The 22,458-nt window shown below is 44.0% G+C and carries 24 protein-coding genes and 1 pseudogene; 22 read left to right on the top strand and 3 right to left on the bottom strand.

Translation table 11 applies throughout. The annotated features are described in order from the left end of the window. The gene (locus AACL30_RS11580; protein WP_006705592.1) at positions 1-225 is read right to left on the bottom strand and encodes a DUF6364 family protein; all 225 of its coding nucleotides are present in this window, start codon (positions 223-225) and stop codon (positions 1-3) included. Positions 226-1,414: 1,189 nt separating this feature from the next. Between AACL30_RS11580 and AACL30_RS11575 the strand changes: the two genes are divergently transcribed. The 21 genes and pseudogenes from AACL30_RS11575 to AACL30_RS11470 all read left to right on the top strand — a co-directional run bounded on the left by AACL30_RS11575 (position 1,415) and on the right by AACL30_RS11470 (position 19,530). Continuing rightward, on the top strand, positions 1,415-2,437 hold the full coding sequence (locus AACL30_RS11575; protein ID WP_339056758.1) for a replication initiation protein: 1,023 nt from the start codon (positions 1,415-1,417) through the stop codon (positions 2,435-2,437). A 72-nt stretch (positions 2,438-2,509) separates the two neighbouring features. Then, a complete protein-coding gene (locus AACL30_RS11570) occupies positions 2,510-2,758 on the top strand; it encodes a transcriptional regulator (protein ID WP_339056757.1) in 249 nt (82 codons plus the stop codon). A gap of 809 nt (positions 2,759-3,567) precedes the next feature. Then, positions 3,568-4,071, top strand: a complete 504-nt coding sequence (locus AACL30_RS11565; protein WP_339056756.1) for a hypothetical protein — start codon at positions 3,568-3,570, stop codon at positions 4,069-4,071. 1 nt (position 4,072) lies between these two features. Beyond that, on the top strand, positions 4,073-4,732 hold the full coding sequence (gene elbB, locus AACL30_RS11560; protein ID WP_339056755.1) for an isoprenoid biosynthesis glyoxalase ElbB: 660 nt from the start codon (positions 4,073-4,075) through the stop codon (positions 4,730-4,732). 1,041 nt (positions 4,733-5,773) lie between these two features. After that, a complete protein-coding gene (locus AACL30_RS11550; protein WP_339056754.1) occupies positions 5,774-5,974 on the top strand; it encodes a TraY domain-containing protein in 201 nt (66 codons plus the stop codon). Between the two features lie 372 nt (positions 5,975-6,346). Continuing rightward, on the top strand, positions 6,347-6,673 hold the full coding sequence (locus AACL30_RS11545; protein WP_339056753.1) for a type IV conjugative transfer system pilin TraA: 327 nt from the start codon (positions 6,347-6,349) through the stop codon (positions 6,671-6,673). Positions 6,674-6,700: 27 nt separating this feature from the next. Continuing rightward, on the top strand, positions 6,701-7,009 hold the full coding sequence (gene traL, locus AACL30_RS11540) for a type IV conjugative transfer system protein TraL (RefSeq protein WP_339056752.1): 309 nt from the start codon (positions 6,701-6,703) through the stop codon (positions 7,007-7,009). A gap of 18 nt (positions 7,010-7,027) precedes the next feature. Further along, positions 7,028-7,594, top strand: coding sequence for a type IV conjugative transfer system protein TraE (gene traE, locus AACL30_RS11535; protein WP_339056751.1), 567 nt, complete (start codon positions 7,028-7,030; stop codon positions 7,592-7,594). Next, complete coding sequence (locus AACL30_RS11530) at positions 7,581-8,174, top strand: TraK domain-containing protein (protein ID WP_339056750.1); 594 nt, start codon at positions 7,581-7,583, stop codon at positions 8,172-8,174. The genes traE and AACL30_RS11530 overlap by 14 nt, the downstream gene beginning before the upstream one ends. An 85-nt stretch (positions 8,175-8,259) precedes the next feature. After that, a protein-coding gene (locus tag AACL30_RS11525; protein ID WP_422389587.1) for an IS5 family transposase occupies positions 8,260-9,023 on the top strand; the annotation gives its coding sequence in 2 pieces (ribosomal slippage) (positions 8,260-8,620 and positions 8,620-9,023; 765 coding nt in all). Beyond that, positions 9,005-9,187, top strand: coding sequence for a hypothetical protein (locus tag AACL30_RS11520; protein WP_339058512.1), 183 nt, complete (start codon positions 9,005-9,007; stop codon positions 9,185-9,187). Before AACL30_RS11525 ends, AACL30_RS11520 begins: the two co-directional genes overlap by 19 nt. Beyond that, positions 9,174-10,472 (top strand): F-type conjugal transfer pilus assembly protein TraB, encoded by a 1,299-nt coding sequence (traB, locus tag AACL30_RS11515; protein ID WP_339056749.1) that lies wholly within the window; start codon positions 9,174-9,176, stop codon positions 10,470-10,472. The genes AACL30_RS11520 and traB overlap by 14 nt, the downstream gene beginning before the upstream one ends. Positions 10,473-10,482: 10 nt before the next feature. After that, positions 10,483-11,010, top strand: coding sequence for a type IV conjugative transfer system lipoprotein TraV (traV, locus tag AACL30_RS11510; RefSeq protein WP_339056748.1), 528 nt, complete (start codon positions 10,483-10,485; stop codon positions 11,008-11,010). An 11-nt stretch (positions 11,011-11,021) separates the two neighbouring features. Next, positions 11,022-13,613, top strand: a complete 2,592-nt coding sequence (gene traC / locus AACL30_RS11505) for a type IV secretion system protein TraC (protein WP_339056747.1) — start codon at positions 11,022-11,024, stop codon at positions 13,611-13,613. Beyond that, positions 13,595-14,020: a type-F conjugative transfer system protein TrbI gene (trbI, locus tag AACL30_RS11500; RefSeq protein WP_339056746.1), complete on the top strand. Its 426-nt coding sequence runs from the start codon at positions 13,595-13,597 to the stop codon at positions 14,018-14,020. The genes traC and trbI overlap by 19 nt, the downstream gene beginning before the upstream one ends. Then, on the top strand, positions 14,017-14,649 hold the full coding sequence (gene traW / locus AACL30_RS11495) for a type-F conjugative transfer system protein TraW (protein ID WP_339056745.1): 633 nt from the start codon (positions 14,017-14,019) through the stop codon (positions 14,647-14,649). Before trbI ends, traW begins: the two co-directional genes overlap by 4 nt. Continuing rightward, a pseudogene (locus AACL30_RS11490) lies at positions 14,646-15,098 on the top strand (TraU family protein); the annotation flags it as partial. The gene traW and the pseudogene AACL30_RS11490, both read left to right, overlap by 4 nt. Before the next feature lie 100 nt (positions 15,099-15,198). Then, on the top strand, positions 15,199-16,377 hold the full coding sequence (gene istA / locus AACL30_RS11485) for an IS21 family transposase (RefSeq protein ID WP_339056344.1): 1,179 nt from the start codon (positions 15,199-15,201) through the stop codon (positions 16,375-16,377). After that, positions 16,374-17,171 carry an IS21-like element helper ATPase IstB gene (istB, locus tag AACL30_RS11480; protein ID WP_339058365.1) on the top strand — a complete coding sequence of 266 codons (798 nt, stop codon included), beginning with the start codon at positions 16,374-16,376 and terminating at the stop codon, positions 17,169-17,171. The genes istA and istB overlap by 4 nt, the downstream gene beginning before the upstream one ends. A 104-nt stretch (positions 17,172-17,275) precedes the next feature. Then, the gene (locus AACL30_RS11475) at positions 17,276-18,547 is read left to right on the top strand and encodes a conjugal transfer protein TrbA (RefSeq protein WP_339056744.1); all 1,272 of its coding nucleotides are present in this window, start codon (positions 17,276-17,278) and stop codon (positions 18,545-18,547) included. 17 nt (positions 18,548-18,564) lie between these two features. Beyond that, entirely contained in the window at positions 18,565-19,530 is a 966-nt protein-coding gene (locus AACL30_RS11470; protein ID WP_339056743.1) for a DsbC family protein, read from the top strand. On the opposite strand, the gene AACL30_RS11465 is transcribed toward AACL30_RS11470, so the two are convergent. Together AACL30_RS11465 and AACL30_RS11460 are read right to left on the bottom strand one after the other, a co-directional pair. Continuing rightward, positions 19,517-19,840 carry a helix-turn-helix transcriptional regulator gene (locus AACL30_RS11465; RefSeq protein ID WP_339056742.1) on the bottom strand — a complete coding sequence of 108 codons (324 nt, stop codon included), beginning with the start codon at positions 19,838-19,840 and terminating at the stop codon, positions 19,517-19,519. The genes AACL30_RS11470 and AACL30_RS11465 overlap by 14 nt on opposite strands. 1 nt (position 19,841) lies before the next feature. Next, entirely contained in the window at positions 19,842-20,201 is a 360-nt protein-coding gene (locus AACL30_RS11460; protein WP_176488696.1) for a type II toxin-antitoxin system RelE/ParE family toxin, read from the bottom strand. Positions 20,202-20,297: 96 nt separating this feature from the next. Here AACL30_RS11460 and trbC point away from each other — a divergent pair, with 96 nt between their 5' ends. Continuing rightward, positions 20,298-22,448, top strand: a complete 2,151-nt coding sequence (gene trbC / locus AACL30_RS11455; protein ID WP_339056741.1) for an F-type conjugative transfer protein TrbC — start codon at positions 20,298-20,300, stop codon at positions 22,446-22,448. The last annotated feature ends 10 nt before the right edge of the window (positions 22,449-22,458 follow it).

Raw genomic sequence — 22,458 nt, 5'->3', positions numbered from 1 at the left:
TTAACGCTCATTGGCTTCGTTACGATCAAATTGCCAACCGTCAAGCTTAGCGGATGATTGCAAACAACGAGCTTCAAACTGTACCCATTGCTGATCACGGTAGGCACTGCCTGCTAACTGCTCCAGGTAGTCACGTACAATCTGGTTAAGGCTTTTACCCATTTTTTGCGCTGCGTCACGTGCCCGTTGCGCAACTTGTTTGTCTACAGAAAGAGTGATATTCATGATTGATCTCCATTATTTTTGGATATAGCACATATTATGTGCGCACATTGAATGTTTTTCAAAAATGGATGAGGTATGTGATGTAGATTACAGATATTGATAGCGACTGAAGTCTAGCTGCCCTTGTTTTTTATCCTATCGTTTTTAAAGCCACATAAGCCACGTAGCGTTAAGGTAAGGTGAAGCCGTAGGTAAGTATGGGTAAGTCAAAGAAAGCGTCTCTATGGCCATTCTAGAGCCCTTGGAGGGGCATCATTGAATCTTATCTCTGTCCTATCTCTGTATTATCTAATTTTTTCCTGTTAATCCGATTTTTTAACGATATTTTTTTAATTCTAAAAAAATTTTAATGAAAATGGTTTTTTTAGATCGGTAACGCTCGCCGCAAGAATGGATTTCGCAAAGCGAAAGCCGTTCGAGGAAGCGGAATATCATCTGATACTAAAAAGGAACTCGGTCACTCTTTGGCTAAAGGTAAGCTCTGGATTTTTTTGTAACTACAGGTTATTGAAAATGGAAAATATTGGAGAAAGAAAATGGCGTTTTTTTAACCGGTCTTCTGAAATAGAGGTCGTTATAATTACGACGATAAAGAAGGTTACTCACAATTTTTTATTTTAGCTCCATGTTTTTATTTTCTTTATTCTTTATATTCTCTTTATTTAGAGTTAAATTTTGCTTTTTTTATCAATACGTTACGATGTTTAAGGTCGCGTGATTTCTGCGAAAGGTCGCGTGATTTCTGAAAAAGGTCGCGTGATTTCTGCGAAAGGTCGCGTGATTTCTGTGTGGATAACTTTTGTTTCTGTGCTATTGATTATCTGAGATAAATAGCTACCTAATGATGATTATTTGTTCTGTTAAAATCAGGAGAGTGCTATTTTTGAATGTTTTTTATCAGCTGAGTTGTGCCAAGAAAGGGTATACAGTAAGTACTAAAAAAGTACTAAAAAAATTTAAGGTCGCTAGATTTCTGTTTTGATAATCAGGATTGCTTGTGATTAATTATCGGGATAAAAACTCTTTAAGTTTATATCAATTAACTGTTTTTAAAAAAAATTTTATGTTGTCAATATAGATCATCAAAACATTTTAGCGCTCTAGAAATCGCGCAATTTTTTTCGATAAAAAAATAAAAGGTCTTTTTATTGATTTATGAGAAGACCTTTATATACTAAAGGAAGTAGAAATGAAGGATAAGAAGGTTATAAATTTCATGGATCTGATTTCTATAGAAAAAAAAGTTGTTGTACAATCAAACTCGATTGTTGATGGTGTTTATAAGATTACATTAGATGAAGCAAGGGTAATAAACCTTGCTATATCAAAAATAAAAAAACATGATCCGCCCGGTAGCCCCGTTAGAATCACTCACGCAGAATTTACTAATACCTGGAAAATTAAAGATAATAATTTAAAAAGAAGACTGTCAGATATAGGTGATGAGTTAATTCAACGAACAATAGATACAATATCTATTGATAAATCTACAGGTAAAAAAATAAAGATACGGAGGACATGGATATCTAAGATAGAATATAATATGGATAACATAGATCAATATTTAGAAATAACATTTTCTCAAGATGTTGAAAGATTTATTTATCAATTAAAAAATAATTTTACTATGTTTGAAATAGAAAATGTTTCTAATTTTACCTCACCATATTCTTTTAGAATTTATGCCTGGATTTATAAATATATAAATTTTTTTTCACATGTGAAAGATGGATTGCATTTTACAGATCAAATAAAAATTGATGATTTTAAAGAAATGATGGGTATATCAAAAAATTACGAAAAATATAAATATCTTAAAAATGGAGTTATAGAAAAAGCAATAAAAGAAATTAATAATTACTCTGATTTGTCAGTAATTTTAGAAGAATTTAGAATAGGCCGTTCAGTAAAACAAATAAGGTTTGTTTTTGTTAGAGAAAAGAACACTATTTTCTCTAACGAGGAAAAAAAACCTAAAAGAGCTAGATTACCATCTAGACCAAAAGTTAAGGTAAGAACCCATTTGGAAGGAGAGTGGGCTAGACGGTGTATTGATATCATTGAGAAATATGAAAAAGATATAAGAAACTATGATGCTACTATGGTATTGCCAATATCTGATTTGGAAAAGTTAATTAATTATTATCAAATATTAGGAGACAAACAAAAAGTTAGCGAGTTAAGTAAAAAACTGGAAGCAAGAAGAAATTGATTTTTGCGCTGATCGTAGGAGTCGTGACCTCCTCCAATCAGCTAATCACACAAACCTATCTAGGAGGTCTATATGACTGCGTTCGATCTTACCCAATGTGCGGTGTTACGCAAAGTATTTCCTGAACTTACTAATGCTCAATTTGAAACAGCCATACTGTTTGCTGTGGGTTTTTCGCGTAAAGAAATTGCGGGTTTGCGTGTTGTTTCAGATTCTTGTATTGAACATACATTGAATGTTGTGAAAGAAAAATTTAACATTGCTAGCATAGGCAGTTTAAGAAATATTATCTTGTTAAGATATCTTTTGAGTAAAAAGTAATTTAGCTAATTAATGTATTAGATTATCTTCTTCATGCTAATAGGCATGATGATACGATTTAAGTTTTTTCGCCGAGTCCGGTCACCGCAGATGTTGCTGGCCGGAATACCCAAAGTTCAGTATCAGCTAGGGTGAACGAATGCATAAATACCAATCAATTATCAATTCGGATTTTTTTAACCTAACTTTGTGAGTGTTACCTAACGTTTTAGGGTTGTTTACTAAGCGCAAATAGTATGGATATTGATCATTTTTATTCAGAATATTTTTATCTTTGATTTACTCATTGATGCGTCCCTGCCGGTAGCTATCGTAAAATAGCTGACAAGTTAAGTAAAAAATACTCTGTATTAATAGTAAGTAAATAGTACCGTATAATACAATCACACTGAGCGAGTTATGAATCGTTAGCGCTTGGTATTAGTTTATTTAACTTTTTGTTTTTTATTAAAACTTACTATCTACGATAGAAGGATGAAAAATTAATGATAAACGATAAAATTATTTATATAGTCACTATTAATTCTGAATTAACATTAATACTTGATCAAGTACCAGAGTCTTGGGGTATCCCGTTTCGTTTATGCGAATCTGGCGTTGATTAGCTTAAACAATTTGAAATCTAGCTCGGATATGGTCGGCAAAATTGATCATGAAGTTGAGTCAAAGTCAGCGGAATTAGAGGCTGAATCGTTTGAAAAACAAGATATTCAGGTATTTGAAACTCAACAAGATCTGCTCACCTTTGTGTTTGTGATAAATAGAATAATAGTTTTTCCCGTTTTATTTTTGTTAAAGTAGGAATTTAGTTGAATTTATTGAAATTAATTATTATTGGCTTGTACGGTGTGATTGGGTTGGTCGGGTGGTATAAATATACGGAATTGGTCGCTCATCCTGTGACAGTTGTCACTGTCGATAAATTCTCCTCGGAAATGACGGTAGCCTACATTCGTGCCATGGTTTGGTATCATTCTAGAGGCAAGTTACAGGAATTACGTTCTATCCTATTGACTGATAATTTAGCGAATGAAAAGCAGATAAAAATAAGAATAACGAATATGTTGAAGCATCGAACATCGGCATATATTCGTGATTTTAATTCATTAGACACGCCCATTGAAAACATTGGTAATTGGTATCAAAATAATTTTGATTTTGATAATTTTCTTTCGGCTGTTTTTGATGAAGTATTTAATAATAAATTGTCCGTAGAAGAAAAAATACGCAGTGTCTCTGATGTAATGGAAGCCTATCAAAATTTAACAACCCAAAAATTATTGATTAATCTGAATAAACTAAAAGGAAATTAATATGGATACTGATAAAAAAGTAGCGGTTATTTTGTCAGGCTGTGGTGTCTATGATGGTGCTGAAATTAATGAAGTCGTTTTGACGTTATTATCGCTTGAAGAAAATGAAATTCAATATCAATGTTTTGCTCCAGATATCGATCAGCATCATGTTGTTAATCATTGTACGGGTAAGGAAGTTACTGAAAGAAGAAATGTTTTGGTTGAATCTGCCAGAATAGTACGCGGCAACATTAAATCATTAAACGAATGCAAGGCAAATGAGTTTACAGCAATGATTGTTCCTGGTGGATTTGGAGTGGCAAAAAATCTCTCTGATTTTGCTTTTAAAGGAGCTAATGTTAAGGTAGAAAAAGTGTTTCTTACTATTTGTGAAGCATTTAAAAATAGCAAGAAACCTGTAGGGTTTATGTGTATCGCTCCAGTTCTTTTAAGTAAAATATATGGTAAAGGGGTTATTTTAACTGTGGGTAATGATAAAGATACCATTGCTGCCATTTCAACTATGGGTGGGGAGCATAAGGTGTCTACAGTTAATGAAATTGTGTTTGATGAAAAAAATAAAATTGTGACGACCCCAGCATATATGTTAGCAACGAGTATTATTGAAGCAAAAAAGGGAATAGATATGTTAATTAAAAAAATTATAGAGATAATGTAATTGTTTTATTTTATAACTTTTTTGATGGTGTCACTATTTTTTTTGATTGTTATTATTTACCGCCTGAATGCGAAAAATAATATTAATAAATTGAAAGGACACAATCTCTCATATAACGAAAACACCCGTCAAGTTATTATTGATGGGTGTTTTGTCCTCACCTCTTTCCGTCAAGAATCTTTAAATTGTTCTTTGTTTCAGTATTTGAATAAGAACCGAGATAGAAAGTTATCTTATGACGAACTTAACGACACTGTTTTCAAAGGCAGGCATGTTGAGTTAAACAAGGTAGTTGATGCCATGGGATTTCGAGGTGATCTCAAGCGTATATTGTTCAGTTTTGATACGAATAGTATCACTTTTCACCCAGAAAAATTAAATCAAGTTAATAAGTTAATTAGATTAAATTAAAAATATGGATTTTAAATCTACTCAAAATAAAGTGTGATCAGCAAGGAATCTAAGTCAGGCACTGTTTTAGTGCCGTTATCTAAACCGGTTGTATCCACAACCCTATCCTCGGCGGGGTACACAAGCCCCGAGTTAATCCAATTTATTTCACGCTGTTAACTCTCTGCTTGGCAATCTAAAAACTCCCCTGGGTCTACCACGCCTTTGCCTTCGGCAAGTATGCTACTCGATACTTCGCAGCATTTATCTATCGCTTTTTAACCCCGGTTTCAATCTCAAGGATCTATCTCCGCGTTTGCTTTTGGCTGCTGTGCTATTTGTGCGCTCCACTCAACAAGGATACTTCTGATGGCTTAAGCTCCTTGATAATCAGGAGATAAAATGTGATCACTGTCACATTCTGACTTCTTCCGACTTAAATTATTTTTTTCCGACTTCTTCAGACTAGCCATTCCATGTCTTCCCTGTATTTTTATATTTGCTATTCTGTGTGTGTCGGAAGATCAAGGCTGCTACTTCACAAGTATGTATAAATTACAATTGTGTTTTTTACCCAATTTACATTAGTTTAACGTTGCTGTAATTTTATCTATATTAAAAAATCGGGGTTTAACTTAAGGAATGTGGAAAGTGGAATTAGATAACGATTTTAATGAAAAAGGAACGACAGTGACTGTCAAAATAACTGCGACTGCAAATAATTTTTTAATAGAAAGCGCCAAACATTCAAAAAGAACAAAAAAATGTGAATCAGAATTAAGATTGGAAGATCATTTACGCCGTTTTTCATCTATCTCGGCGATTGGTATAACGAAAAATAGATGTGAATAAAATGATGATTCTATCACTGGGGAAACTATTTAAATCTTATCAGAAAAAAGAAAATATTATTATGAGCAACCGACAAAGTAGAGCGAGAAAACGTGCGTTAAAAAATAAAATAGTAGCGGCCACGCGAAATGAAAATAAAAAATTATTTTACCGGTTAATAACTTGGTTAAGAAAAAAGGCTGAACAACGATTACTATAAATACATTTTATTGACTATTAATAAAATAATGTGTTTAACACAGGACTTTTTTATTACTTGTTATATCCATGCTATGGATAATGGATTTGCATTATTTTTTTAAAAAACGAGCAGTGAAATGTAAGACTAATACCAGGGATTTTTATAAAATTTTAATATAACTGGAGTAAATTATGATTCTGTCTATTAAGGCTGCGGGCAGTGCTATATCTAAAAAAATTAATAAAAAAAATAATAACCACTATATCGTGTTAATACTTATTTCAATCATGGCACTTTTGGGCATAACCAGTACGGTTCAAGCTGTTGATTTAATGGCAGGAGGAAAAGTGACGGTCACTGATACTTTTGGTGCAAGCTCTGCCATCGCTAAGTGGATAATATTGGCGGAAGTGATTGTCGGCATTATTACCTTTATCAAAACAAAAAATGTGTTCATGTTGTTTGGTATTGCTGTTGTGATTGTCTTTACCACGATTGGATTTAGTTTGACTGTTTGATTATCTGATTAAATTAAGAGGGCGATCATGACTACTGAAGATGATCTCCAAAAGTACCGATTCCCGAAAACGCTCAGTGAACAACGTCGGTTATTCGGTTTGCCCTATGATGAGGCCATACCGTCGTTACCTGTTTTTTTATGGGGCATTATGGTTCATCAAGCTTTATTTGGGATGGGGATGGCATTGGTAATTTGTTTGGGTATTCGCAGCGCAAAACGCGGAAAAGGGAGTATGTGGCTATACAACCTGCTTTACTGGTATTTCCCTACTATTCTGTTTCGCTCTGTTTTTAAAGTGATCCCCTATTCAAGTTTTCGGCAATGGATAAAATAAAGGACTCAGGAAAATACTGTGGAGCTAACAGCACGTCATTCCTCTAATAAAATAATCGCCGTCACCTTGTTGGTTATTTTTTTAATGCTGATCTTGAGCTTAATATCAACCATTTTACTGGCGGTAGATAATCACTCTCTCAGGCGTCACCAGGAAAAAATAGTTATTCCGATGGCATTCAATGTTCCTTTTGCTATTTCAGAAGCGCTGGCCAGTCCAGCTTATTTGCAAATGATGGCGCTATCATTTATTTCATTGCGCCTCAATGTGTCACCGGAAACCGTCGATGCCCAGCATCAATTTTTACTCTCATTTGCCAAACCAGGTGCTCAATCTGATTTCAAAATAACGCTGGCTGAGGAATCCCGAAGAATTAGACAAAATGAAGTCAGTTCAGCGTTCTATCAGACCCGTATTCGTGTTTTTCCTGCGGAAAGCATTGTTGAGATCCACGGGGTATTAAAAACCTGGATCGGTAACGGTAAGCCAACCAGTGAACAAAAAAATTATAACCTCAAACTGGATTATGCCGATGGCATGACGCGCATTGTTGCCTTCCTGGAGAAAACCGATGCGAAAAAATAACCTTTTGTTCGTTGTTATCATTGCCATCGGAGTGTGTTTTTTTACGACTGCAAAGGCGGTTACTGCATTGCAGGCAGTGGCTCTGCCTGCTGATGGCCAGTTTCAGTTAGCTATTAGCAGTAACAATCCTAACTTGATAGGTGTTTTGGGTGATCGGGTTGTGGCGATAAACAGTGCAGCCGGTATGTTGACCGATAAGCGTAATACTGTCGATGGTGCAGTATTGTTTTCTTCTCTCAGTGAAAAGCCGTTTACATTGTATATCGAGACAGAGCACAGACAGGTTTTTTCTGTCCAGGCGACACCCAGTAAAGGAGCAGGGCGACGTTATCGCTTGTCGGGCGAGCAATCAGTAGATCGGCCTGCTGCGAAAGTCTGGGAAACTGCTCAACCCTACGGATCTTTATTGGTTGAACTGAATAAGGCGGCATGGCGGGGAAAAATGCCGGAGAGTTATGCACAGGCTGATTTGACTCAATCTCGCGCATCGGCACCGACTGGTTTAACCATGACAGCAGAGCAAGCCTGGGTGGGCGATGCATTGCGTGTCATCCGTTATCACGTGCGTAATCCTAAGTAGTGTCGTCACGTAATAAAAAATATATTATCATGTAACAAATAACGACAACTGTTGAGATGATTCAATAATGAAAGATGATTCGGGAATGAATTTAGCCCATCGCCGCCACGATATATCCGATCATGTTTGGAGCCTATTGGAAGCTCATCTCCCGGGGAGAAAAGGCACTTGGGGTGGCATAGCCAGAGATAACAGGCAGTTTATTAATGCTGTTTTCTGGATATTGAGAACCGGCGCTCCCTGGCGTGATTTACCGCCTGATTATGGCGGTTGGAAAAATACTCATCGCCGGTTTTGCCGCTGGCGTGACAAGGGGCTATGGGAGTCTCTGCTCGAAGCGCTGATTGTGGAGCCAGATTTTGAATGGCTGATGATTGATGCCACTCATAGCAAAGTTCACCCTCATGCAGCAGGCGCAAAAGGCGGTAATCAGGATATGGAGCGCACAAAAGGGGGCTCAACAGTAAGATACATCTGGCCGTGGATGCGCATGGTATGCCGGTCAGAATTTTTATTACATCAGGTACCACAGCAGATTGTCAGCAAGCAACGAATTTAACCAAAGGTATTGCAGCAGAATATCTGTTGGCTGACAAGGGCTATGACAGTGATAACATCATTAAAAAAGCAGAAGAAGCCGGCATGCAAATCGTAATACCACCTAAAAAGAATCGTAAAATTCAACGTGAGTACGATAAAGCGCTCTACAAGCATCGACATCTCGTGGAAAATGCTTTTCTGCACCTAAAGCGCTGGCGAGGTATTGCTACTCGTTATGCAAAAAATACCTCCTCTTTTCTCGCTGCTGTACAAATACGATGCCTTGCTCTATGGCTCAAGATCTCATGACGACACTATATAACGCTTATTCGGTTCACTTAACCGAGCAGGATTTTTGGCAGCCCGGTATTCGTGCCGTGATGTTTACTCAACCGGTAAAGCACTTGTTGCCGGGTGCTACGCTCTCCCTCTATATCACGACAGGGAAGGAGCGTGATCATGGCGAATATTAATGCATTGGTGAAACGTAAACAGATGACACTGTTTATCGCCGTTGCGCTGGGTTTGTCGGCTGCGATGGGCGTGGGCTGGTATGCCTCTCGGGTATCGATGAAAAATGAGACTCAACCTCTAAGTTCAGAGCCTGCCCCTAATATGACGGGGGTCGTCAATGCGACCTTTGATGACAAAGTGCAACAAAATGCGATCATAGAATCTCAAGCTACGACTAATGAGATACGTAAAGAGATGGCGGCGGTGCGTCAGCAGATGGATAGCTTATCAAGCCACCGTGAACATGATCAAAAACGTATCAGCGATCTGGAGCATGAAAATGATCTTTTACAGAGTCAGTTAACGGCATTTGATAATGCGCCACCTGATGAGCCTTTGCCCTCTGTTGGGTTCAATCAACAGGGCGTCCCGCCTCCTAGCGCGTTCTATCCTGGCATGGGCTCTGCTCCACAAGGGCAAATAACGTATGCGCCCGTGCCCACGATGCAAAGTCCAGGCACAGTAGAAACCACCCGTTTTTCTTATGCTGAATCGGTGATTAAACCCAGGCTACCTTATATCCCGTCAGGGAGTTTTGCTCAGTCGCTGGTGATTGAGGGCGCTGATACCAATGCCGCTGTCACCGGTCCGCAAAATACGGCGCCGATGCAATTTCGTTTGACCGGAAAAGTACAACTGCCGAATGATCGTGAAGTGGATTTAACCGGCTGTTTTGTTAACGCCGAAGCCTACGGTGATGTGTCCAGTGAGCGAGCAGAAGTACGTACCCGCAGCCTGAGTTGCCATCTTGGTGATGACGTCATCGACCAGAAAATTGCCGGTCATGTGAGTTTTATGGGCAAAAACGGCATTAAGGGTAAGGTGGTGATGCGTAATGGCAAGATCCTAGGTTGGGCGTTTGGCGCAGGCTTTGTTGATGGTATCGGCAAGGGGATTGAAAAGGCGGCTTCACCCCAGGTTGGATTAGGCGCCATCGCCACAATGGGTGCGCGTGATATTGCGCAATTAGGGATGGGTGGCGGTGCCAGTCAGGCCGCCAAAACACTGAGTGATTACTACATCAAACGTGCCGAGCAGTATCATGCCGTTATTCCTATTGGTGCAGGGAATGAGGTTACCGTGGTCTTTCAGGAGGGTTTTCAATTGGAAACCCTGGAAGAAGCTCGACTGAAAAAGGCCAATAAAATACAGCAACAGTCCCATGATGCACTCAGTACACCTAACATGATCAACTCACTGAATGAATTGAAAGTGGGCGATTTAATCCACGCGACAGGGCAATAAGGAACAGTTAATGAAGCATTTTCTTTTACTCGCTGTGGTTGGCAGCGTTTTGCTACTGACAGGCTGTGCGGGTGTCAGTGGTGATTTTGAGTGTCATGCCACCACCGGCGACCGTTGTATGACGATGGAGCAGGCCAATCAAAAAGCGCGTCAGCAGGAAAAAACCAGTAAGGAAAAGCAAGCGGTGGCCAGCCTACCTGGCTTGGTTAATTTGTCACCATCGGCTTCTGATGCGGCACCTGCTGTATTGCCATCGTTGTTACCTCAGCCCGTTAACCCGTCATCGCGTCAACAAACGGAGAGGTTAACCGTTACGGTATTACCTCCAATGACAGCATCCCCCCTTATAGCCACGCCACACTGTCCAGCCCATAGCTGTCATCTCAAGAAAAAAATGCGTGCCCAACGTACCGCAGAAAAGATAGCGCACATCTGGATTGCACCGTGGATCGATACGGATGATGCGTTGCACCAACCAGGTAGGATCTCGTTTGTTGTCGGCTCTGCCCACTGGCAGTTGCCACAGGCAATGGATTAAGGGGGAAGAGGATGGAACGTTTACTTGATGCGGCGAATCGTTTGATACAGGCGTTTAACACGCCGGACGGGGCAACACAGGCCAATAAAACCCTAGGTGAAATGAACTACCCACAGATAAGCAGTATGTTGCCCTACCGTGACTACGATGCGGAGAGTGGCTTGTATATGAATAACGCCTCTATCGGTTTTATGCTGCAAGCGGTGCCGCTGATGGGTGCCAATGAACACATCATCCAGGTATTGGATGATCTGATCAAAAGTAAGTTACCGCGTCACATGCCTATTGCCTTCCATTTCGTCTCCAGCAAGGTCATTGGTAAGCAAATTGACGCCGGGCTTGCTGATTTCCGTTGGCAAGGAACGCAAGCTGAACGCTTTAACCGTATTACTCAGGCATTTTATCACCGTGCCGCCCAGCAGCACTTTAACAGCCCCACCCACTTACCGCTGACGCTGCGGGATTATCGCCTTTATATCTCTTATTGCCAAAAAACGAAAAAACGAGACAGTGCCACCCTCATGGCGTTGACCCACTTGCTGAAAGTGATCCGTGCCTCGTTGGATTCAGCAAAGATTAGCACGCAATCTGTATCGCAGGCTGATTTTGTCAACATTATTAGCCAGATGGTGAATCATTTCCCCGATGCGCTTTATGCGGATCCGGTCAATGTCAGCACTTATGATGATCTTAATCGCCAGTGTGTAGACAGAAGTCTCGATATCGTCGTCAAGCCGGATCATTTGTCATTGACCCTGAATAAATCCACAGGGGAGAAGTCTTGTACACGGGTCATGAATTTTATGCTGGAGAGTAACCCTGATTTATTTTTCCTGTGGCAAGGCGGCGACAATATCAGCAATTTGCTCAGCCCTGACTTGAGTATTGCTAGCCCATTTATCATGACCTTTATCCTGGAAGCGGAAGATCAGGTTAAAACACAAAATGAAGCCACACGTAAATTTATCGATCTGGATAAAAAGGCGAATTCACCCTATGCCAAGTTATTTCCCAGTGTGGGCAGGCAAGCCAAAGAGTGGGGAGCGCTGCGTGAGCGATTGAACAGTAATCAATCCTGTGTAGTACGTTATTTTTTCAATATCACGACCTTCTGTCTCGATGAGGATGAAGCCGCCTTGGTTTGTGAACAACAAGTTATTAATACCTTTAAAAAAAATGGTTTACGTCTGTATTCGCCGCGTTATATGCAGATGCGTAATTACCTGGCGATGTTCCCTTTTGTTGCTGGAGAAGGGCTATGGCAAGACATTAAAGCCAGCGGCGCCACCTGCCGTGCTGAAAGTACCCAGGTGGTCAATCTTTTGCCCATCGTGGCGGATAACCGTTTGTGTTCTCGTGGCCTGCTGGCACCGTCTTATCGCAATCAACTGGCTTTCCTCGACATCTACGGTGCCAGACTAGGAAACACCAATTACAACATGGCGGTAACGGGAACATCCGGGGCAGGCAAAACCGGTCTGGTGCAGCCTATTTTACGCAGCGTACTGGATTCCGGTGGCATCGTATGGGTATTTGATATGGGGGATGGTTACAAATCATTTTGCGAAAATGTCGGTGGTGTGTACCTGGATGGGCAATCCCTTAAATTCAACCCCTTTGCCAATATCAGCAATATCAGTGAGTCTGGTGAACGTATTCGTGATCAATTGGCGGTGTTAGCCAGTCCGAATGGAACGCTAGATGAAGTGCATGAAGATTTATTGCTAAAAGCCGTGATGAGTGCCTGGAACAGTAAGCAACAAACTGCCCGTATTGATGATGTGGTGGATTACCTGAAAACCGCCCGCAATGCGCCACATTACGCCAATGCTGAGCGTATTACCGGGCGTATGGACGAAATTATCGAATTGTTGGAGAAATACAGTGCACAGGGTATTTACGGTGATTATTTTAACAGTGATCAGCCTTCTCTGAGCGGTGATGCCAGAATGGTGGTGCTGGAGTTGGGCGGTTTGCAGGATAAACCGGCTTTGCTGGCGGCGGTGATGTTTTCGCTGATTATTTATATCGAAGACAAAATGTATCACAGCCCGCGCGATCAGAAAAAATGTTGCACCATTGATGAAGGTTGGAAATTGCTGAACTTCAAAAATGCCAAAGTCGGCGCTTTTATCGAAACAGGCTACCGTACCGTGCGTCGCCATCTGGGTTCATTTATTACTATCAGTCAGAACATCAAGGATTTCGATGCCGATGATGCGTCGACGGCGGCTAAAGCCGCGTGGGGGAATTCTGCTTTTAAGCTGGTGCTGAAACAGGATGCGGCAGAGTTCAAAGCCTATAACCAAAGCCGCCCGGATCAGTTCAGTGAACTGGAACGTTTAGTTATCAGTCGATTTGGTGATGCAAAAGACCAATGGTTTAGCGCTTTTATGCTGCGCATTAATGATAGCCGTTCATTCCATCGATTATTTGTCGATCCCCTCAGTCGCGCCATGTTCAGCTCGAATGGGCGTGATTTTGAATTTATCCGTGATCAACGCCGCAAAGGGGTAGATATCCACACCGCAGTTTATGCCTTGGCACAACGTAACTTCCCTGAGGAAATGGAGGCGCTGGAATTATGGTCAACAATAGCGTAACCCCGATTGAAATGATGATCCCTAAAAAAGCAGAAAAAAAGTGGAGCAAACGTCGTCGTCGTTGTGTCAAGCCGGTGGTTATCGTGATTGCCTGCATGATGGTACTGCATGCGGCTGTTGCGCTGTTGCTGATTCAGTGGCAATCGCCGGTCATTGTGACCTTTGATATGAAGGAAACCGTGGACAGCTTTATGGATCAAAGCGCTAAAACACGCTTGTCACCGGCGCAAACGGAGCAATTGGTGGATCGTTTCAATCGAGCACTGGACAGCAGCCTGGCTGAATATCGAAAAACACAGCGAGCGATCATTCTGGTAGCGCCTTCTGTGGTCAGTGGTGCGCGTGATATTACCGCCGCGATTCAACAAGACATTGCTCGCCGTATGCGGACGGGTCGTGACGAATGAAGCCGTTATGGCTGGCTATGATCACACTGGTTTGTTCGCCCCTCGCCCAGACGGTTGATTTGGGGACATGGGGGGATCTATACCCGATAGCGGAGCCTGACATGCTGATGACTATCCATAACCGTTTGCATGACATGGATCAGAGCGGTGAATTGGCCAAACAGCAAGCTGCCTTTAAACAGCGCGTGATTAAAAATAGCCTGCGGCCTGCACCGGTAACGGGACTGACAGTAGCGCAAGAAGACAGCACGCATTATGTCGATCCCTCTTTTGTTGTCAGCCAGGATATAGCTGACCATCAAGGTCGCATTTTTGCCCACAAAGGTGAGCGGCATAACCCGCTGGAATTCGTGCCCTTTATGCAAACGCTGTATTTTATTGACGCGGACGATCCGCGCCAAATAGCTTGGCTGAAGCAGCAAAAACCAGCAACCACAGGTCGTAAAGTGATCCTGGTGAAGGGGGATGTTAGTGCAAGCACTCGGACTCTCGATACCCGTATTTACTTTGACCAACAAGGGATAATGAGCCGCAAGTTTGCGCTTACTGCGGTACCGGCTCGCGTGACGGCGTCACAAGAGGGCAAACGTCTGCGTGTAGAGACCTTTGCCATGAGGGAGCAGCCATGATGCGTAATGCCTTGTTGACTTTAGCGTTTCTGATGATGTTCACCGGCAGGGTCAATGCAACAGCCACGGAATGTGAGGGAAGATTTGTTAACCCGATCACTGATATTTGCTGGCAATGTCTTTTCCCGATTTCGATTGGCAGTATTGCAGTGACGTCGGGTATCGCGCCCGACACCGCGAATCCCTCCAGCCCTATCCAGCTGTGTCCGGTTGGCCTGCTGTATCGGGTTGGATTGGCTATCGGTTATTGGGAGCCAATGGCGTTGACAGACGTCACGCGCTCGCCTTATTGCATGGTTAATCTGGGCGGTTTTAGCTTAGATATCGGTAAAGTGGGGACAGGGACAGCAGGTCAGAGCGATAAACCGGCAGCAGGGGCTTTCTACCATGTGCATTGGTATAAATATCCGCTGACCTATTGGCTGAACATCATCACCTCGGCAGGGTGTCAGCGCTAATGATAAAAGACCGTAAATTGCTAATTTAATTTGTCCACTCAAGCCAGAATGCAGTTTCCTTTGTGGTGACAAAGCCATGAGGGAAATAAGCATGCTAAGAAGAGAGGACCACTACATGATAAAACAACGCCATCAACAGGGGGCATTTATTGTTGATATTGCCCATCAGATAGGGTGTTCAGAAAAAACGGTGAGACGGCACATTAGCTATCCTGCGCCGCCAACAGCAAAACGCGGTAAAAAACAGGTTGCTAAACTCGAGCCCTTTAAAGACTACATCGATTCAAGGTTGAGTGAACAGGTTTGGAATGCGGCGGTTATTTTTGAGGAAATCCGTGAAAAAGGCTACCGGGGTGGGAGTGCGATGCTCCGACGTTATATACATCCCAAACGTCCGCTCAGGGCCTCGAAAAACACGGTACGCTTTGAAACCCTCCCCGGTTATCAACTTCAACACGATTGGGGAGAAATCATCGTTGAGGTGGCAGGCTCTGCCTGTACGGTTAATTTTGCCGTTAATACGCTCGGTTTTTCGCGTCGCTTTCATGTCTTTGCTGCCCCTAAGCAAGATGCTGAGCACACGTATGAATCGCTGGTTCGCAGCTTCAATTACTTCGGTGGCAGCGTAAAAAATGTCTTGGTAGATAACCAAAAAGCCGCTGTTATCAAACATGGACAAAATGGCCACATCGAGTTCAATGCGGGCTTCCTGCAACTGGCTAATCACTATGGGTTTAGCCCTCGCGCCTGTAAGCCTTATCGACCGCAAACGAAAGGCAAAACCGAACGGATGGTGGGCTATGTTAAACACAATTTTTTCACTCGCTACCGTCAGTTTGAGAGTTTCGCTCATGTTAATCAACTGCTAGCGATGTGGCTGGCGAAAGTGGCAGACCAGCGTCATCTTCGTCAATTCAAGCAGACACCGGAAAATCGTTTTGCTGAGGAAAAAATAGCCTTGATGCCACTCCCTGCGACTGATTTCGATACCAGCTACTTCGACCTACGACAAGTGGCATGGGACAGCTATATCGATGTCAGAGGTAATCGCTATAGCGTGCCTTCATTCTGGTGTGGTCGTGCGGTTAATATTCGTATCGGTTTAGATAATACGCTACGTATTTACGGCGATGAGCAACTGCTCGCGACGCATCTCTTGCAGGAGGTAACGCAGGGCTGGCAAAAGGTGCCAGAACATCATCAAGCCCTTTGGCAACAGGTCAATCGAGTAGCGTCTCGTTCGCTCAGTGTGTATGAGGAGCTACTCTGATGGAAATGGAAAACTTGTTGATACGGTTAAAAATGGATTACCTGGGCGATGCGTTGGAGAGTTTATGTGAAGAAGCCACCAAGAAAGCACTGAACTACCGTGAATTTCTCCAGCAGGCATTAGCCCAGGAATGGAACGGGCGTCACCAAAAAGGCTTGGAATCGCGGTTAAAACAAGCACGTTTGCCGTGGATAAAAACCTTGGAGCAATTTGACTTTACTTTCCAACCAAGTATAGACAGGAAAATTATCCGCGAGCTGGCGGGGCTGAGGTTTGTCGAACATCATGAAAACGTCATTTTGTTAGGCCCACCTGGGGTAGGGAAAACGCATTTGGCGATAGCGCTGGCTGTCAAGGCAGCTACAGCTGGGCATCGGGTATTGTTTATGCCTCTGGATAGACTCTGCTGTACCTTAATGAAGGCAAAGCAAGAAAACCGTCTGGAACGCCAACTTCAGCAACTGTGCTATGCCAGGGTATTAATACTGGATGAAATCGGGTATTTACCGATGAATCGCGAAGAAGCTAGCCTATTTTTCAGGTTATTGAGCCGTCGTTATGAAAAGGCGAGCATCATTCTCACATCAAATAAAAGTTTTACTGATTGGGGGGACGTATTCGGTGATCACATTTTAGCAACTGCGATTTTAGACAGGCTTTTACATCATTCAACCACATTGAATATTAAAGGAGAAAGCTATCGACTCAAAAATAAACGCAAAGCAGGCATGTTGCCTATAAAAACGACTGATATTATCCAGGCGCCTGGAATAGAAACCCAACAGGAAAATTAGCAAAAACTGGACATTTTAAAGTAGCAAAAAGTGGTCAATCTAAAGTAGCGTTGACAGCGTCTTCCTGACCTCGGGTTTTTTACTATTTCTAACCGAGATACAACATGGACAAACGTCGCATGGGTACGCCTGGAAATGACGGCTTTCTTTTGCTCAGTGCCTTGATTGGCGTTGCCGTTATTTTTTGGTTCTTTTTGGCAGAGCTCATTTACTGGAGTTGTCTGCTGCTGTATCACCTCTGGCAATGCTGTGATCTGCCTCGCCTTCACGCTGTTGTTGCCCCCCGTATTAACCTGCTGGCGGCGACCGCTAACAACGCCGATAATGTGACCTTGATGCAATGGCTGAGTGTGATGAACCAGACCGCCGGTATTTTGCTACTCTTCCTCCTGCCGCTGGCCATCATGGGGATATACGCCACTGTCACGCATCCCGCCAGTAAGACCCGACGAGAAATCAACATCCACACGCTGCCCAAAATCATGGCAAGGTTCTCACCCAGTATCATTCCAGCACTCTGTTACGGCGATCCCCGGACGCAATTGTTAAATGTTGACCCGCCCGCGCATCGCAGTGCACGTGACCCGGCGGAATTTGCCCAGCAGCACCAACTGGTGATCAACCGGCGTTTGGATCATAAGAAAGCGACCGCGGTCTTTATTCAGCAGCTGAGCCGCCAGATAACCCAATTAGCGGATCTGAATGCCTATGAGCGCGCCTTGTTCGCCGTCTTTGGACTGCAATTTTTTTTCAATGACCGTAAGGCAGCTGAAACGCTGCTCGATACCTTAAACCGTTCTTGCCTGATCAAAAGCCGTCGTGAAAAGGAAAACATCGGCTATCCGGTATGGTCTGCGGCCAGCCAGGCATTCAAAAGGCTCGCCGCCCATCCCGCCGCGAGACAGTGGATCAAACAACACCGCTATGCGCGTACGGCTCTCGCCGCCCTGCATGCCAATGATCTTCATCTGCCCCCCGCCCGTTTTCGCTGGTTAAAGGGGCTTGATCGCACGCTATGGTATGCGCTGTGCTCCTCAGATCGCCCAAAACCCTTTGTCGAAGGAGCCGGTGTCGTCACTCAGGCGCAGTGGGAACGGGAAGCGGCTCAACATCAGGTCACCTTACCCGCCCCTATCCTCAATTATGCCGTGGAAGGACTGGAGCGGGATTTGATCAGCGTCGGTATCGTTATCGATGATAGGAAGCCAAAAACCGATGAAAGCGAAGAGGACGATAAGGCGCCGCAGGAAGAAGACCCGCCAATACAGAGCAATCCTCCCTCGCAGAAGGCGGTACCGATGCCCCCCAGCGTAACAAAAACCGAGGAAACCTTACCCTCCGCCCCTTTTGTATGTAAACCCAAAAATACCCTCTGACAGCAATAAGGACTGCTATGCGCCCGAAAACATTTTCTACCCACATCATCGGCTCCATCCTGACGACCCGCCTCGGTCATGCTGACAGCGGCGCGGTGCTTTTTACCTTGGATATCAGCCAGGAAACCCATTTTTTCATGCAGGGTAACCACCTGATCATTCGCCAAAATAACCAGCAAGATATCGTTATGCTCGATGACCGTCTTTCACCCGCTGATGCCCAAAACGTGCTCAATACGTTGACCCAGGCTGTGATGCAACACCAAAAAATAAAATTATGGCGGAGGCGAATAGTGTGGGGTCTCATACTTATCACCCTAGCGGCGGTGTGCGGCCATCGACTCTTACCCACGACACCCCCGATACAGACCGCGCTATTGCCGTCATCCGAGCAGCCCCCGGCATCCTGGCTGGCTGCCTCATCGGTGCCGGAAACCGTTCAACTCCCCTCCCGTGAATACCGCGAGCCGGCAGAGACGATTCAACCTACGTCAACCGCATGGGCCACCTTAGCCAATAATTTACGCGACGCCGCTGGGCGAAAGCTCTTCACCGTTCCTTTAACCACCGGTCATTCACGCACTTTATACGTATTTTCCGACCCCCTCTGCCAACATTGCCGGGATCTCGAACCCACCTTGGCGGCCATGGGCAAAAACGTCAATATTGACGTTTTTCCGGTGACATTGATTGGAAAAAACCAAACCGCGGCTCAGATAATCCCCGTGCTTTGTGCTCCACCCGAAAAACGGCGCGCCTTGTGGAAAGCGTTATTGGCTGACAACTCCCCCGCTCAAGCGCCTTCCTGTGATATTGGCGAAAAAGCCTTAGCGGTTAACGACAAAGCCTTTGCTGCGTATGGTTTCCCCGGGACACCGCAACTGATTGCAGATGACGGTCGTCCCGTGCCCTTCAGTGCGCTAGAAAACGATGAAACATTAGCAGCATTTATGAATGCAGGCGCCCCGCTTAAGAGAAAATAACGTTTAAACTGCCTGCTTTTGGTGTACGGCGAGATTTACCAATCACTATTTGTACATCACGTCCCAGCAAAGTAAGGCATTCCAGCATTTTAGTTTCGCTGATCCCTCTAAACTGCCCTCGTAGCAGGTGAGATAATTTGGGTTGTGTCATACCCAGTAAACGGGCTGCTTCAGTCTGGGTCATGCGTTTATGCTTAATAATATCGGTAATTTTTGATGCCAATTGCGCTTTTAATTGCATGGTTTCAGCATCAGGCATCTCGAGATCGGCATAAATATTGCCGCTGCTGATTTCAATATTGGGTGTCATTTCAGCCTCCTTTAGCATCATTTTCCGCTATTTTGAGACGCTCGCGTATTTTCTCTACATCAGGCTTAGGCGTCGCTATGCCTGAATTGGATTTTTTTTGGAAAACATGAAGCACGTACACAGCGGTATCAAATCTAACGGTATACACTGCTCTATAGGCATTTGTAGCATAATTTTCGACAACTTCTAACACCCCAGCACCGCCAAAACCTTTCAATGGTTTCGCATCAGGATGCTTTTCACCTGATTGAGCCAGATGCAACGCATAGCCAAATACATCCTGGACTTCATCAGGCAACAGTTGCAAATCTTTTTTACTGCTACCAACCCATAGCAACGATTTTTGTGATGGTGTTTTCATCCATTAATTATATCTAAATGGGTATAAAAAACTACCGGTAAAAACAAAGACAAAAATCCCCTTTTATCTAACATGTCACCAAGGTATCTATATTTTATGGATAAACGACCCGCTTCAATCGATCCGCGGCGAGTGAATCGCCCTCTGTTCAATGCCACTCTTGCCGACACGTTACTGTCTCCCACGGGCGTACAATTAATGCTATTGATGGCATTGATTTTTGGCTGCTTCTGGCCAGCCACCTTGCTGATGGGATTGCCTGCCTCAGTAATAATATTGATTCTTTTCAGCGATAGACCGTTTCGTATGCCGCTACGGCTCCCCACGGATGTCGGGGAGCCCGATCTGACCACGGAGCGTGAAAGCTTTAAAGCGCGCTCAGGGCTGGCGGGACTGTTCTCTTTTGTCACTCGTACGCGAAACTACCAGCAGGCCGCGGGCATACTCTGTCTGGGTTACGCGCGGGGCAAATCGCTGGCGCGGGAATTGTGGCTGAATCTCGATGATGCATTGCGCCATATCCAACTGATGGCCACCACCGGGGGCGGAAAAACCGAAGCCATTTTATCGGTTTACCTTAATTCACTCTGCTGGGGTCGCGGCATGTGCCTCTCAGACGGTAAAGCAGAAAACAGCCTGGCCTTCGCGGTCTGGTCACTGGCGCGTCGCTTTGGTCGGGAAGACGATGTGTATGTGCTGAATTTTTTAACTGGGGGGAAGAGCAAATTTACCTCTTTGGTGAAGGGCGAGCACTCGCGGCCTCAATCCAATTCCATTAACCTGTTTGCCAACGCCTCCGAAACCTTCATCATCCAGTTAATGGATTCTCTCTTGCCCACGGCAAACGGCAATGAAGACGGCTGGCAAGACAAAGCCAGAGCCATGATCAGCGCCTTAATCTATGCGCTGTGCTACAAACGGGAAAAAGACGGATTACTGTTATCACAAAGCGTCATTCAGCATTATTTGCCGCTGCGCAAGACAGTGGAACTCTATCAAGAGGCCAAAAAAAATAACTGGCATGCGGCCGGCTATCAACCGCTGGAAAATTACTTAAATACGCTGGCAGGGTTTGATATGACCCTGATCGACCGACCGTCTGAATGGGCGCAAAGCGTCTTCGATCAGCATGGCTTTCTTATTCAGCAATTCACTCGCATGCTTACCCTGTTTAATGACATTTACGGCCATGTGTTCCCTCAAGGCGCCGGTGACATTGATTTGCGCGATGTCCTGCATAATGATCGCATTCTTGTCGTCCTTATTCCTGCCCTGGAGCTCTCCAGTAGCGAAGCCGCTACCCTGGGTAAACTCTATATTTCCGGCCTGCGCATGACCCTCAGTCAGGATTTGGGCGATCGCTTTGAAGGGAAACGCGAAGACGTCCTGATCGCGAAAAAATTTGCAGGAAAATTCCCCTACCCCCTCATTTTTGACGAACTGGGTGCTTATTTTGCGCCGGGTATCGACAAACTGGCGGCACAGATGCGTTCGTTGCACTACATGCTCATGATTGCCGCCCAAGATGTGCAATCCTTACTGGCAAAATCGATGCGTGAATTTTTTACCGTCAGCGCCAACCAGCGCACCAAATGGTTTATGGCATTAGAAGATGCCGTGGAAACCTTCAACATCATTCGTTCCGCCGCCGGTAAGGGCTATTATTCTGAACTGGCTACCGTCGAGCGTAAAAGCGGTATCGTCGGGGAGCAATACGAAGAGGCGGATACCCGCCACATCCGTGAACGCGACAACATCGAGCTGAGTGAATTAAAAGCCCTCAACAGCGGTGAAGGGGTGATTGTTTTTCAGGATGCCGTTGTACGCAGTTCAGCGATTTTCATTCCTGACGATGAAAAGCTGTCAACCAAACTGCCGATGCGCATTAACCGCTTTATCGAATTAAAGCGCCCGACGTTCAATGCGCTCTGTGAAATCGTGCCTGAATTGGCGCAAAAGCGCCCGGTTTCTCAGGCCAATGTTGACGGTATTTTGCGGCAACTCCAGCATGCGCCGAGGAAAATGGCACGGATGGAAGACAAAACCTTAATGAAGGTGGCTACCGTCGCTCTCGACCTGGATAACCGTGATGACACCTCCTACACGCCAGCAGAACGCGGCATATTGTTGTTTGAAGCCGCCCGGCGTTCGTTAACAAGGACAACGGGTCACTACAAAAGCCAGCAGGAACCCAAAAACATTAGCATTAGCCGTAAGGAGCTAGAAAACACTCATGAAAATACGTAAATCCGTTTCC

Origin of the sequence: Candidatus Regiella endosymbiont of Tuberolachnus salignus, assembly GCF_964020115.1 — a bacterium.
GTDB classification, from domain to species: domain Bacteria; phylum Pseudomonadota; class Gammaproteobacteria; order Enterobacterales; family Enterobacteriaceae; genus Regiella; species Regiella insecticola.
Note: the sequence above shows the minus strand (reverse complement) of the source record. Positions and strands in the feature narration are given on the sequence as shown.